Annotated in this window: 10 protein-coding genes; 6 read left to right on the forward strand and 4 right to left on the reverse strand. The window is 75.3% G+C overall.

Features of this window, described 5'->3' with window-relative positions; all coding sequences use genetic code 11:
* Positions 1 to 3,861 (reverse strand): glycosyltransferase, encoded by a 3,861-nt coding sequence (locus RMN57_RS15800; RefSeq protein ID WP_313764029.1) that lies wholly within the window; start codon positions 3,859 to 3,861, stop codon positions 1 to 3.
* Between the two features lie 249 nt (positions 3,862 to 4,110).
* Positions 4,111 to 4,383 carry a WhiB family transcriptional regulator gene (locus RMN57_RS15805; RefSeq protein WP_238862849.1) on the reverse strand — a complete coding sequence of 91 codons (273 nt, stop codon included), beginning with the start codon at positions 4,381 to 4,383 and terminating at the stop codon, positions 4,111 to 4,113.
* A 610-nt stretch (positions 4,384 to 4,993) separates the two neighbouring features.
* On the opposite strand from RMN57_RS15805, the gene RMN57_RS15810 reads away from it, so the two are divergent.
* The 3 genes from RMN57_RS15810 to RMN57_RS15820 all read left to right on the forward strand — a co-directional run bounded on the left by RMN57_RS15810 (position 4,994) and on the right by RMN57_RS15820 (position 7,988).
* Positions 4,994 to 5,662 (forward strand): cysteine dioxygenase, encoded by a 669-nt coding sequence (locus tag RMN57_RS15810; protein ID WP_380237209.1) that lies wholly within the window; start codon positions 4,994 to 4,996, stop codon positions 5,660 to 5,662.
* A gap of 68 nt (positions 5,663 to 5,730) precedes the next feature.
* Positions 5,731 to 6,690, forward strand: a complete 960-nt coding sequence (gene cofD, locus RMN57_RS15815; RefSeq protein WP_313764030.1) for a 2-phospho-L-lactate transferase — start codon at positions 5,731 to 5,733, stop codon at positions 6,688 to 6,690.
* Positions 6,687 to 7,988, forward strand: a complete 1,302-nt coding sequence (locus tag RMN57_RS15820; RefSeq protein WP_313764031.1) for a coenzyme F420-0:L-glutamate ligase — start codon at positions 6,687 to 6,689, stop codon at positions 7,986 to 7,988. Before cofD ends, RMN57_RS15820 begins: the two co-directional genes overlap by 4 nt.
* 39 nt (positions 7,989 to 8,027) lie before the next feature.
* On the opposite strand, the gene RMN57_RS15825 is transcribed toward RMN57_RS15820, so the two are convergent.
* On the reverse strand, positions 8,028 to 8,966 hold the full coding sequence (locus tag RMN57_RS15825) for a DNA-3-methyladenine glycosylase family protein (protein WP_380237205.1): 939 nt from the start codon (positions 8,964 to 8,966) through the stop codon (positions 8,028 to 8,030).
* 50 nt (positions 8,967 to 9,016) lie between these two features.
* Here RMN57_RS15825 and RMN57_RS15830 point away from each other — a divergent pair, with 50 nt between their 5' ends.
* Complete coding sequence (locus tag RMN57_RS15830; protein ID WP_313764032.1) at positions 9,017 to 9,508, forward strand: SgcJ/EcaC family oxidoreductase; 492 nt, start codon at positions 9,017 to 9,019, stop codon at positions 9,506 to 9,508.
* Between the two features lie 26 nt (positions 9,509 to 9,534).
* On the opposite strand, the gene RMN57_RS15835 is transcribed toward RMN57_RS15830, so the two are convergent.
* Positions 9,535 to 10,680: a peptidoglycan recognition protein gene (locus RMN57_RS15835; protein ID WP_313764033.1), complete on the reverse strand. Its 1,146-nt coding sequence runs from the start codon at positions 10,678 to 10,680 to the stop codon at positions 9,535 to 9,537.
* Positions 10,681 to 10,783: 103 nt separating this feature from the next.
* On the opposite strand from RMN57_RS15835, the gene RMN57_RS15840 reads away from it, so the two are divergent.
* Together RMN57_RS15840 and RMN57_RS15845 are read left to right on the forward strand one after the other, a co-directional pair.
* Positions 10,784 to 11,575: a TIGR03089 family protein gene (locus tag RMN57_RS15840; RefSeq protein WP_313764034.1), complete on the forward strand. Its 792-nt coding sequence runs from the start codon at positions 10,784 to 10,786 to the stop codon at positions 11,573 to 11,575.
* Positions 11,576 to 11,611: 36 nt separating this feature from the next.
* The gene (locus RMN57_RS15845; protein WP_313764035.1) at positions 11,612 to 13,087 is read left to right on the forward strand and encodes an LCP family protein; all 1,476 of its coding nucleotides are present in this window, start codon (positions 11,612 to 11,614) and stop codon (positions 13,085 to 13,087) included.
* Positions 13,088 to 13,134: the final 47 nt, after the last annotated feature.

Genomic DNA, 13,134 nt, shown 5'->3' on the forward strand with positions numbered 1-13,134 from the left:
TCAGCTCCCCGATCCGTGGTGGTGCGGGTACCGGCCCGGCCCGTTGGTGTCGTCCGGGTCGTTGGGGTCGTAGTAGGGCTCGCCCTGCGGCTGCCCCGGCACCCACGGCTGCGCCCCGTCCTGCTGGTAGGGGGTGTAGCCGTACTGCGGGTCCTGCGGGTACTGCTCGTAGCCCGGCTGCCCGCCCTGCGGGTAGCCCTCCGGCTGGTAGCCCCCGGTGGTGTCGTAGCCCTGGCCTCCGCCGTACGGCGCGGCGGCCGGCTGCTGGGCGTAGGGGTCGTACTCGTAGCTGTACGGGTCGCCCTGCTGGTAGGCCTGGTAGGGGTCGGCGTACGGCTCGGCCTCCTGGGCGGCCGCGGCCGCGCGGACCGGCTCGACCGGCGGCGCGCCGGCGGGCTGCGGGGGGACGGCGCCCGGAGCGCCGTCGTACACGCCGCCCTCGCCGTCGCCGGGCTCGCCGCCCTCGCGCTCGGCCATCCGGCGGGCCCGGCGGCTTCCCGGGGCGGGCGCCTGCGCCTGGGCGGCGGCGGCCAGCGCGGCGGCGGCGACCACCTCCTCCGGCAGGTCGTCGTCCTTGTGGCTGCGGCGGCCGGGCAGGGCCAGCACCAGGACGGTGAGGCCGAGCAGCACCTGGGCCCAGATCCAGCCGGTGTGCGCCAGGCCGCCCTCCCGGGTGACGACCAGGCGGCCGGCCCCGGCGGGGAGCTTGAAGCCCTGTGCCCAGCCGTCGACGGTGACCGACTCCAGCGCGGTGCCGTCCAGGGTGGCCTTCCACTCGGGGGCGGCGACCTCGGCGAGGCGCAGCACCCGGCCGTCGGGGCCGGCCGGGACGGCGGTGTCGATGTCGCGCTCGCCGGCCGGGACCACCACGGGGGTGGCGCCGGGGGCGGTGACCATGGCGCGGGTCGCCGGGGTACCGGTGACCTGCCAGAGCGCGGCGCCGCCGTCCTGGTTGGCCTTGACCAGGCCGGGGGTGGTGTCCAGGACGTCCTTGAAGGCGGCGATCGCCGGCTGGTCCACCAGCACGTAGGCGATGCCGTAGCCGGCCAGGGCGCCGGCCTGGTCGGCACCGGAGCCGGCCAGCAGGCTGCCGACGACCTTGTTCAGGCCCTCGGTGGTGCCGGTGGCCGGGTCCACGGTGGACTCGGCCTGGCCGAGCGTCAGCCCGGCACCGCGCACCAGCGTGTAGCGGACCGAGCCGCCCTTGGGGTCGCCGGTGACGGCCAGGGTGCGGGAGCGGTCGGTGGTGCCGGCCTCCTCCGCGATGAAGGCGGGCACCTGGGCGGAGCCGCCCCGGTGCAGCGGGCCGTCGGCGCCGGTGACGGCCCACCAGACGCCGGTGCCGATCGGGGCCAGCACGGCGGCGGCCACCACCAGCGCGGCGACCGGCTGGCGCCAGCCGAAGGCGATGCCGGCCACGCGGGCGTTGGCGCCGTCGGCGCCGATCGCGGCGGCGGCCAGCAGGGCGACGCCGGCCAGCAGGGAGGCCGGGCCGGACCACGCGGGCACGGCCGGGCCACCGGAGGCGGGGGTCACCGAGAGGCCGGCCACCACGACCGTGAACACCAGGCCGGCACCGGCCGCGCCCCAGGCCGCCAGCACCGCGCGGCGGCGGTCGGCGCGCAGCAGGGCGGCCAGCGCGGCGAGCACGACGCCCGCCGAGAGCCAGACCGGCGGCACGCCGGCGCCGCCGGGGTTGACGAGGACCAGGCCGAGCGCGCTGGCGCCGCCGCCGTGCAGCCCGGGCAGGCCGGCCTCCATCAGCAGCCGCTGGGGGTGCGTCAGCACCTGCAGCGACCAGGGCGCGAGCACCAGCACCGGGACGGCGAGGATCACCAGGACGCGCAGCCCGAGCAGGCGCAGCGCGGCCCCGCCGGAGCCGAAGGCCCCGCCGCGCACCACTGCGGCGGCGAGCGCGGCCAGGCAGAGCGGCACGGCCAGCGCCCAGGCCAGCGGGACGAAGGCGGTGGCCAGGGTGAGCAGCAGGACGGTCATCCAGACCGGGCGCCAGCCGGGCCGGGCGCCCTTGGCGGCGCTCTCGGCGCGGATGCCGAGGCCGGCCGTGATCGCGGCGGCGCGGGCAAGCGGCGGCAGCAGCACGGCGAGGACGGCGGTGCCGATCCGGCCCTGGGCGAGCGCGCCGGTGGCGGCGGGCAGCAGCGCGTACGCGGCGGCGGCCCAGGCGCGGACCAGCTTGGAGTCGAGCAGCGGCCGGGAGACCAGGTAGGCGCTGACGGCGGCGAGCGGCACCGAGAGGACGACCAGCAGGGTGACCGCGAGGTCGGCGTGGTCGAACAGCATCCAGGAGAGCACCGCCAGCACGCCGAGGTACGGCGGGGCGGCGGCGGTGGAGCCGGTGCCGACGGGGTGCCAGGCGTCCGCGTACATCGACCAGAGGCCGCCGGCGCCGCCGGTGGCGGGCAGCAGCGCGCCGCCGAAGAGGTCGCCGCCGCCGAGCAGGCTCCGGCAGGCGACCAGGGCGAAGGCCAGCAGGGCGGCGAACAGCACCGGGGCCGGGCGCCGGGCCAGCTTCTTGATCAGCGCGAACTGCTCGACGACCAGGTCCTCGGCGTCCTCGTCGCCCGGTCCGGCCTCGACCGAGCCGTGCCGTCCGGCGCCGGCGTCGTCGCTGCCTCCTATGCCGAGCGAGCTGATGACGCCCTCGACGGCGAGCCGGGCGGTGGCGCCGGGCGCCGGGAAGAGCGTGCGGTCGTCCAGCGCGTCGGCGGCCCTGGTCCGGGAGCGGCGTTTGCGGGCGGCCAGCAGCCGGGGCAGCCGGACCAGCTCGTGGCCGAGGCCGGCGAGCTCGTCGAAGGCCTGCTTCGGGTCCTTGCCGAGCAGGTTGGTGACGACCCGCAGCAGGGTGCCGAGCACCAGCCGGAGCAGGACGTAGGGGAAGAGCACGCCCTTGGAGTTGGCGAGCAGGGTGTAGACGGCGCCGGCCTTGTCCACCCGGTGCGGGTGGGAGGCGGCGCAGTCGATGGCGCGGCGTTCGCGGCTGGCCGCCTCGGCGTGCCGCAGCACGGCGTCGGGGGCGATCACCACGCGGTGGCCGGCGGCGTTGACCCGCCAGCAGAAGTCGGCGTCGTCGCGCATCAGCGGCAGCGCCCGGTCGAAGCCGCCGAGCTCCTCGAAGACGTCGCGGCGCACCAGCATGCCGGCGGTGGAGACGGCGAGCACCGGGCGGACCTGGTCGTGCTGGCCCTGGTCCTGCTCGCGGCGGTCGAGGCCGGTCCAGCGGCGGCCGGAGCGGGCGATGGTGACGCCGACCTCCAGCAGCTGGCGGCGGTCGTACCAGCTGCGCAGCTTGGGGCCGACCACGGCGGCGCTGGGGGTGGAGTCGGCGACCTGGAGGAGGCGGCGCAGGGCGTCGGTCTGCGGCTCGCAGTCGTCGTGGAGCAGCCAGAGCCATTCGACGGGCTGGGTCTCGCGGGGGCCGCCACGGCCGAGGTCGTCCTCGTGGCCGAGCGGGTCGCCGAAGTCGTCCCAGCCGCCGGTGACCGGGTCGTACCCGGAGGGGTCGAGCCGGTAGGAGAGGTCCTCCGGGCGCAGCGGCGGGCTGTTGAAGACGGCCTCGGCGACGGCGGTGCCGAAGCCGGCCCGGCGGCTCAGGACGGTCGGACCGCTCTCGGGCAGCCAGTCGGCGAGGGTGTCGGCGAGCAGCTGCGGGGAGTTGTCGGTGGAGCCGGTGTCGACGGCGAGCACCCGCTGGACCTGGCGGTCCTGGCCGAGCAGGCCGGCCAGGGCCTGCGGCAGCCAGCGGGCCCCGTCGTGCGAGACGATCACGGCGGTGACCAGGTGACGCGGGTAGGCGGGCGGCCTGGCAGCGGTGAAGCCGCTCTGGTGGCTGTAGACGGTCATCGCGTGCGCGGGCCCCAGTTCTCGGTGGACACAGCCGGTGAACGGCAACCGGATGGCGCACCACACTAACGGCTCCGGATGGCGCCTTCGTCCGCGGTGCCGTGGAGAGGCTGTGGACGCGGGCTCCCGGGGCGGGCCGGCCCGGGCCCGGGGAACACGAAAGCGCCCCACCACCGCGGTGAGGCGCCCGTAACTGCTCTGCGGTTGTCGAAGGGTCGGCAGGGTCAGTCGGGTCAGGGGCCGACCCGGTCAGACCGCGCTCTTCTTGAGCCGACGGCGCTCGCGCTCGGAGAGGCCGCCCCAGATGCCGAACCGCTCGTCGTTGGCGAGGGCGTACTCCAGGCACTCGGAGCGGACCTCACAGGCGAGGCAGACCTTCTTGGCCTCGCGGGTGGAGCCGCCCTTCTCCGGGAAGAAGGACTCGGGGTCGGTCTGGGCGCACAGCGCGCGCTCCTGCCAACCGAGTTCCTCTTCGTCCTCCTCGATGCCGTCACCGATCAACAGCTCAAAGAGCTCGCTCATGTGGCGCGCCTCCTCTGCCCCTATTTGGCGTCCCCGTGGTTGCCGTTGCCTCGTGCGGCGGACGACACGAGTGAAATTACAGTTGCGTCACTCTGGCCCAGTCAAGCCGAGCTCTGGTATTGGGGTGAGGATTCACTCCCCGGCACCAAGCCGTTACGAATAGTGTACATATCCGGACAGATCGGACTTTCTGACCGGATCGCTTCGAACCATCCGCAACCACCCGCCGAGTGACGTGCAGTCACCGTCACAGGCCGGTCATCGGCCTGCCTTCCCGGCGATCTTCTCATCGAAACATAGAGGGTGATTTATCACCCCATCGTGTGGTTCATGCCCCATAAGGCCCGATTGCCCCGACTCCGGAGTTGACACCGGCCCCTCGGGTGCGGTCTCCTTTCCCCCATGTCAGAGTTCGCCAGCCCCCGGAGCGGTTCCGCGCTCCGCCGTGCCGTGAACTCTTGTTGTCGCCTCTGTTCCTGCTGTATCTAGGCGCCCGCGTCCCACCGCGCGCCGCCCAGGAAGCACAGAGGCCGCCCGCGATTCCCGCCCCAGGACATCCCGGATCCGGCTGATCCCCGACGAACCAGCCGTAGATCCGAGGACGACTCCCGTGCGAACGACCCGCATCCGCAAGCGCAACCGCGACCGCAACAAGCCCGCCCGTCGCGGCCTCGCGCCCACCACCCCGCCCGCCGCTGCCGCCCGCACCGCCCTGCCCTGGGCCGACGGCCTGAGCGACGTCTCCATCGCCGGCGACCCGCTCGCCTTCCCCCACCTGGCCCGCACCGACCTGCCCGGCCACCCCACCACCGTCGCCGGCTACGCCCGGCTGGTCCGCGAGATCGCCGCCGACCGGGCACGCTGGGAGCCGCTGGTCCGCTACGACGCCCTCACCCGCTGGTACGCCCGGCTGGAGACCGGCCCCGGCTACGAGGTCTGGCTGCTCAGCTGGCTGCCCGGCCAGAGCAGCGGCTTCCACGACCACGGCGCCTCCTCCGGCGTGATGACGGTCGTCCAGGGCGAGCTGGTCGAGCGCTCGCTCACCGCGACGGGTGAGGGCGTACGCACCCTGCGCCCCGGTGGGCAGAGGGTGTTCTCCTCCGGCTACCTGCACGAGGTGGTCAACGGTGCGCTGGAGCCCGCGGTCTCCATCCACCTCTACACGCCGGGCCTGACCGAGATGAACCAGTACGGCGCCCCGGCCGTCCCCGAGCAGCACCCCGAGCAGCACCCCGGGCACGCCCCGGAGCACGCCCCCGAGCAGGCCGAGGCCCACTGAGCACGGGCCCCGGCGCGGTCGGTCGACGGTCGGGCTGACGACCCGTCGCTGCGTGGCAGGATGGGCGCATGCGCATCGTGGCACTGGCAGGCGGGATCGGCGGAGCGCGTTTCCTGCGCGGACTCCGGGAGGCCATCGGTCCGGAGGACGAGATCACCGTCATCGGCAACACCGGTGACGACATCCACCTCTACGGGCTGAAGGTCTGCCCCGACCTCGACACCCTCATGTACACCCTCGGCGGCGGCATCCACGAGGAGCAGGGCTGGGGCCGGGCCGACGAGACCTGGTCGATCAAGGCCGAGATGAAGGAGTACGGCGTCGGGCCGGAGTGGTTCGGCCTCGGCGACCGCGACTTCGCCACCCACCTCGTCCGCAGCCAGATGCTCACCGCCGGGTACACCCTCAGCCAGGTCACCGAGGCGCTCTGCGTCCGCTGGAAGCCGGGCGTGCGGCTGCTGCCGATGAGTGACGACCGGGTCGAGACGCACGTGCGGATCACGGACGAGAACGGCACCCGGGCGGTCCACTTCCAGGAGTACTGGGTCCGGCTGCACGCGGCCGTCGACGCCGAGGCGATCATCCCGGTCGGCGCGGACACCGCCAAGCCGGCGCCCGGCGTGCTGGAGGCCGTCGCCGCCGCCGACGTGATCCTCCTCCCGCCGTCCAACCCCGTCGTCTCGATCGGCACCATCCTCGCCGTGCCCGGCATCCGGGCCGCGCTCGCCGCGGCCCCCGCCCCCGTGGTCGGCCTCTCCCCGATCATCGGCGGGGCGCCGGTGCGCGGCATGGCCGACAAGGTCCTGGCCGCCGTCGGCGTCGAGGCCACCGCGGCGGCGGTCGCGCTGAACTACGGCTCCGGGCTTCTGGACGGCTGGCTGGTGGACACCGCGGACGAGGCGGCGGTCGCCGCGGTGGAGGCCGGCGGGATCGCCTGCCGGGCCGTCCCGCTGCTGATGACCGACGTCGCCGCCACCGCCGAGATGGCCCGGGCCGCGCTCGCCCTCGCCGAGCAGGTACGGGCGTGAGCCCGGCCGCCCTGCAGGTCCTCCCGGTCGGGGGACTGCCGGAGGTCGACGCCGGCGCCGACCTCGCCGAGCTGATCGCCAAGGCCGGCGGCTACGAGGACGGCGACATCCTGCTGGTCACCTCGAAGATCGTCTCCAAGGCGGAGGGGCGGCTGCTGCACGCCGCCGACCGGGAGGCCGCGATCGACGCCGAGACCGTCCGGGTGGTGGCCCGCCGCGGCCCGGTCCGGATCGTCGAGAACCGCGGCGGCTTCGTCATGGCGGCCGCCGGGGTGGACGCCTCCAACACCGCCCCCGGCACCGTCCTGCTGCTGCCCGAGGACCCGGACGCCTCGGCCCGTGCGCTGCGCGCCGGACTCCAGCGGCTGACCGGGCGCCGGCTGGCCGTCGTGGTCACCGACACCTTCGGCCGGCCGTGGCGCAACGGGCTCACCGACGTCGCCATCGGCGCCGCCGGGCTGGACGTGCTGGAGGACCACCGGGGCCGCCGCGACGCCCACGGCAACGAGCTGGCCCTCACCGTCACCGCCACCGCCGACGAGCTGGCCGCCGCCGCCGACCTGGTGAAGGGCAAGGCCACCGGCACCCCGGTCGCCGTGGTCCGCGGCCTCGGCCACCTGGTCACGGCCGAGGACGGCGCCGGCGCCCGGCCGCTGGTACGCCCCGCCGCCGACGACATGTTCCGGCTCGGCACCTCCGAGGCGCTGCGGCAGGCCGTCACCCTGCGGCGCACCATCCGGGCCTTCACCCCGGAGCCGGTCGACCCGGGCGCCGTCCGCCGCGCCGTGGCCGCCGCGGTCACCGCGCCGGCCCCGCACCACACCACGCCCTGGCGGTTCGTCCTGCTGGAGTCGGCCGAGGCCCGGACCGGGCTGCTGGACGCCATGCTCGCCGCCTGGCAGCGCGACCTGCGCGAGCTCGACGGCTGGGACGAGGCCCGGATCGCCCGCCGCACCGCCCGCGGGAACGTGCTGCGCGACGCGCCCTACCTGGTCGTCCCCTGTCTGGTGATGGACGGCTCGCACGACTACCCGGACGCGCGCCGGGCCACCGCCGAACGCGAGATGTTCACCGTCGCCATCGGCGCCGCCGTCGAGAACTTCCTGGTCGCGCTCACCGGTGAGGGCTACGGCTCGGCCTGGGTCTCCTCCACCATGTTCTGCCGCGACACCGTCCGTGCCGCCCTGGACCTGCCGCCCACCTGGGACCCGATGGGCGCCGTCGCCGTCGGCCGTCCGGCCGAACCGCCCCGCGAGCGCCCCGAGCGCAGCGCGGACGCCTTCGTCGAGGTGCGGTAGCCGCCCGGGCCAGCGGCCCGCCCCGGAGCGGGCCCCGGCTCACCGCCCCCGGTGGTCGTTGGGGGTGAGACGCGGGCCGTAGCGGGGGGCGTGGGTGCCGGTGGACAGCAGCAGCCGGCAGAGGCGGTGGCGGTGCGGCCGGTAGGGCTCCAGCAGCGCGAGCATCTGGGCGTCGTCGCTGCGCGGGCGCCCCGCCAGGGCCCAGCCGACCAGGTTGGGGAGGTGGAAGTCGCCCACCGAGACGGCGTCCGGGTCGCCGTTGCTGCGCTGGAGCGTCTCGGCGGCCGTCCACACCCCGATGCCCGGGACGGCGGTGAGGCGGTCGAACGCGTCGGCCCGGTCCATCGCGGAGGCCTCCTCCAGCCGGGGCGCCAGCCGGACGGCGCGCACGACCGTCGCCGAGCGCTTCGGGTCCACGCCCGCGCGGTGCCATTCCCAGCTCGGGACCATCGCCCACTCGCGCGCCGACGGCGCCACCCGCATGCCCTCGGCCGGGCCCGGCGCCGGGGTGCCGAAGTCGCGCAGCAGGGTGCGCCACGCGCGGTACGCCTCGTCGGTGGTGACCTTCTGCTCCAGGATCGCCGGCACCAGTGACTCCAGGACCAGCCCGGTGCTGGTGAGCCGGATCCCGGCCGCCCGCCGTTGGGCCTCCCGCAGCGGGCCGGGCGGCAGGACCAGGCCGGCCGGGTCGTCCTCCGCGCCGAGCAGCGCCGGCAGCCGGTCCAGCAGCCACTGCGCGCCCGGGCCCCAGGCGCTCGCCTCGACGGCGCCCTCGGCCGGGCGGGACAGCACCCGCAGGGTGCCGATGCCGGCCGGTGTCCGGGAGGCCCGCCAGATCGCGCCGTCGCCGGTGGTCCGGTACGCCGGGTCGGCCGGTCCCCGGCGCAGTGGCAGCAGCGTCCGGGCGACGTCCAGGGGGTAGTCCGGCCGCCAGCGGCGCACCGCCGCCGGCCCGCCCGCCGCCTCGCCCGTCACCACGCGCCTCGCCTCCGCTGTCCGGCTCCACCGCCTTCGTCGACCATGGGGATATGAACGATACGCGGCTGCCGGAGCTGTCCTCCGCGGACGAGAGCGCGGTGCGGGCGCTCTACCACCGGGCGCTGGACGGCTGGAACCTGCAGGACGGCTCGGCCTTCGCCGGCCCGTTCAGCGAGGACGGGGAGGTGATCGGATTCGACGGCACGCGGCACAGCGGGCGTTCGGTGATCGCCGCCGAGCTGGGGCGGATCTTCGCGGACCACGTGCCGCCCGAGTTCGTCGCCAGGGTACGGCGGGTCCGCGCGCTCGGGCCCGGCGTGGTGCAGCTGGACGCCGTCGCCGGGATGGTGCCGGACGAGGCCGAGGACATCGATCCGGCGTTCAACGCGCTGCAGACGATGATCGCGGTCGACGCGGGCGCGGGCTGGCGGATCGCGCTGATGCAGACCACCCCGGCCCGCTACGACCTCCGGCCGGACCTCGCCCGGGCACTGACCGCGGAACTGCGGTCCCTGATCGGGCGAGGGCCGGGGCCGGTGTAGCGGGGGCGGGGGGTGCGGGGACGGGGTCAGCGCCCCTGGAGGTGGGCGGCCCAGGAGCGGATGTCGCCGAGCCGCGCGTAGAGGGCGCCGCCGGGGCAGTCGGTGGCGAAGGCGTCCCGGTGGCCGGAGACGGTGTCGAAGGAGACGACCGTGCCCTTCGGGTAGCGGCTCTGCGAGGAGCCGGAGGTCAGGTTGGTGCTGCCGGCCGCGTCCTGACCGGTGAGGCCGAGCTTCCAGGCGGCGATCTTGCTGACGCCGTCGACCAGGCTCTGCTCGGGGCTGTTCGAAGTGAAGGTGCCGAGCGCGGCGACGCCCGCGCTGTCGGTGTTGAAGCCGAGGGTGTGCGCGCCGAACACCGGCTGGTCGACCCCGCCGGCCCGGCCCTCGTAGATGGTGCCGCACCGGTCGACCAGGAAGTTGTAGCCGATGTCCCGCCAGCCGTTGCTCTGGACGTGGTACTGGTAGATCGCCCGGATCATCTGCGGCGCGTCGCTGCACGCGTAGTCGGTGGCGGTGGCGGTGTGGTGCACGAAGACCGCCCGGACCTGCCCGGTGTAGACGAAGCCCGGGTCGCGCAGCGACTCGTCGGCGCCCCAGCCGGCCCGGGTGACGATGCCCGGCCGGGGTGCCTCGTGGTCGGCCCTCCGCGCGGGTGACGATTCGGCCGGAAGGGTGCGCGGGGCGGCGGGCGCGGCGGCGGCGCCGCGACCGGGGTCGACCAGCTCGGCCCGCAGCCCGGCGGGCAGTCCGCGCGGACCGGGGGTGACCTCGACGGCCACGCCGTCGCTGGGACCGGTCCAGAGCGGCGCCGAGGCACCCCGTGCCCCGGACCGGCCGTCGCGCTCGTCTGGCGCGTCCTCGCCGTCGACGTCCAGTTGGTGCCACTCGCCCCAGAGGCCGGTGGCGATGCTGCGGGTACGGACCCGGACCGAGGCGCCGTCCAGCGAGCCCCGGGGGTCGTCCCAGCTGACCCCGACGAGGGAGAAGGGCTTGGTGGAACGGCTCGACGAACCGTGCTCGGTGTGGGCGAGCGGCACGGTCGTCACCGATCCGCCACCGGCCGAGGTGTGCCGGGTCGGGGCCGGCTCGGCCGCGGCGCCGACGGCGAGTGGTTGCAGGAGCAGGGCGGCGGTGCAGCCAGCGGCGGCACCGGCGAGAAGTGAGATACGCATAAAAAGGATATTGACGACAAACCGCTTCTGACGCCACGCCAGTTCACCCCCACCCGGCACCCCTCCCGGTCGCCCGCCCGAAGGCCGTAGGCTGGGGCGCACCATGACTTCGCCTTTCGCTGCCGATGCCCGCACCCCCGTCGAGCTGCTGCACGCTTACCTGCGAGGTGGCTCTCCCTCAGTCGACCCCGCGGCCCCGCTGGTCACCTTCTACGACGACGCCACCGGCGAACGGGTGGAGCTCTCCGCCCGGACCTTCGACAACTGGGTGGCCAAGACCGCCAACCTGCTCCAGGACGAGCTGAACGCCGGCCCCGGCGACCGCGCCGCCCTGCTGCTGCCCGCCCACTGGCAGAGCGCCGTCTGGCTGCTGGCCTGCTGGTCGGTCGGGGTCGCCGCGGTTCCGGGCGGCGACCCGGCTACCGCCGACCTGGTCGTCAGCGGCCCCGACGGCCTGGAGGCCGCCCACGCGTGCGAGGGCGAACGGGTGGCCCTCGCACTGCGCCCGCTCGGCGGCCGCTTCCCGCAGCGCCCGGACGGCTTCCTGGACTACGCCGCCGAGGTGCCCGGCCAGGGCGACCGCTTCGCGCCGTACTCCCCCGTCACGCCGGACGCCCCGGCGCTGGAGACCGTGGTCGACGGCCTGCCGCTGAAGCTGACCGGCGACCAGACCGTTCAGCTCGCCCGGGAGGGCGCCGCCCGACTGGGCGTCAACACCGGCGACCGGGTGCTCTCCACCCTCTCGTACGACGACTGGGCGGGTCTGGAGGCCGGCCTGCTCGCGCCGCTGGCGGCCGGCGCCTCGGTGGTGCTCTGCCGCAACTCCGAGGGCCTGGACGACGAACAGTGGGAGAAGCGCATCGAGTCCGAACGGGTGACACTGCGCCTCGGGTAACCCCCGGCTCGGGCCCGGCGGGTAGGGATCCCTGCCATGGCCGAGGACGACACCGAGCACCCCCCGACCGACAGCTCCCCACCCGGGGGCACACCTCCCCCGGGCACTCACCCGGACCAGGACCCGGACCTCCCGCGCGCACCGAAGCGCAGGCGCCGGCGGTGGCTGATGATCACCGCCGGCGCCCTCGCCTTCCTGCTGGTCGCCTGCGGCACGCTGCTCTGGATCGCCTACCGCAAGCTGGACGGCAACATCCGGACCGACTCGGCCACCGACCGGCTGCTGGCCCGGCTGGAGGCCGAGCGGCCCAGCCGCACCGCCGGTGCCAAGGGGGCGGAGAACATCCTGCTGATCGGCAGCGACGACCGCACCGGGGCCAACGCCTCGTACGGCGAGGCCGGCGGCCGGCGCTCGGACACCACGATCCTGCTGCACCTCGCGGCCGACCGGAGGCACGCCACCGCGGTCTCCATCCCCCGCGACGTCATGGTCACCGTCCCGGCCTGCGAGAAGCCGGACGGCACCCGGAGCCGGCCCGCGCTGCTGCAGTTCAACGCCGCCTTCGAGACCGGCGGTCCGGCCTGCTCGATCCGGACCGTCGAACAGCTCAGCGGCATCCGGATGGACCACTACGTGATCCTCGACTTCACGGGGTTCAAGGCCATGGTGGACGCCGTCGACGGCGTCGAGGTCTGCGTCCCGCAGGCGATCCACGACAAGGACGCCAAGCTCGACCTGGCGGCCGGGCGGCAGACCCTGCACGGCGAGCAGGCGCTCGGCTACGTCCGCGCCCGGGAGACCCTCGGCGACGGCAGCGACACCCAGCGGATGGGCCGCCAGCAGCAGTTCCTCGCCGCCCTGATCCGCAAGGTGCAGTCGCAGGACGTGCTGCTGAACCCGGCCCGGCTCTGGCCGGTGCTGGACGCGGCGACCTCGTCGATCCAGGCCGACGGCGGGCTCTCCTCGCTGGGCGCGCTCTACGACCTGACCCAGGAGCTGCGGGACATCCCGTCCGCGGACGTGGTGTTCCTGACCGCGCCGCGCCGGCCGTACCGGTTCGACTCGGACCGGGACGAGTTCGTGCAGCCGCAGACCACCCAGCTGTTCACGGCGCTGCGCGACGACCGCCCGATCAGCGTCCGCCCGCCGAACCCGTCCGCGCCGGCGAGCGCCGCGGCGGGCACGTCCGCGCGGGCCTCGGGGAAGCCGTCGGGGAGCGCGTCGCCGAGCCGCGCGCCGAGCGGCTCGGCGAGCAGGTCGGCGAGTGGGCCGGCGACCGGGTCGGCGAACCGCACGGCGAGCGCGTCGCCGGGTGCACGGGCGATCGGGTCGCCGGGTGCGCCGGTGAGCGAGGCGCCGAGTGCGTCCGGCGGGCTGTTCGCGAGCGTGTCCGTCGTGCCCGGTTCGGACCGGGCCACCGGGCCGTCGCCGACCGCCGCGACGCCGGCCGCCACGACGCCCCCGTCCTTCGAGGGCCGGACCGCCGACGTGGATGCCTGCGCCGTGCATTGACCTCCGGTCAGGGTCACTCTTTTGTGTACAGATCACGATCTTGGGAG

The organism is Kitasatospora sp. CM 4170, from assembly GCF_032110285.1.
Taxonomy (GTDB): Bacteria; Actinomycetota; Actinomycetes; order Streptomycetales; family Streptomycetaceae; genus Kitasatospora; species Kitasatospora aburaviensis.

Coding starts and splice junctions, on each gene's coding strand:
- RMN57_RS15840 (WP_313764034.1), top strand. CDS start 10,784: ATGACTTCGCCTTTCGCTGCCGATGCCCGCACCCCCGTCGAGCTGCTG.
- RMN57_RS15830 (WP_313764032.1), top strand. CDS start 9,017: ATGAACGATACGCGGCTGCCGGAGCTGTCCTCCGCGGACGAGAGCGCG.
- RMN57_RS15800 (WP_313764029.1), bottom strand. CDS start 3,861: ATGACCGTCTACAGCCACCAGAGCGGCTTCACCGCTGCCAGGCCGCCC.
- RMN57_RS15805 (WP_238862849.1), bottom strand. CDS start 4,383: ATGAGCGAGCTCTTTGAGCTGTTGATCGGTGACGGCATCGAGGAGGAC.
- RMN57_RS15835 (WP_313764033.1), bottom strand. CDS start 10,680: ATGCGTATCTCACTTCTCGCCGGTGCCGCCGCTGGCTGCACCGCCGCC.
- cofD (WP_313764030.1), top strand. CDS start 5,731: ATGCGCATCGTGGCACTGGCAGGCGGGATCGGCGGAGCGCGTTTCCTG.
- RMN57_RS15845 (WP_313764035.1), top strand. CDS start 11,612: ATGGCCGAGGACGACACCGAGCACCCCCCGACCGACAGCTCCCCACCC.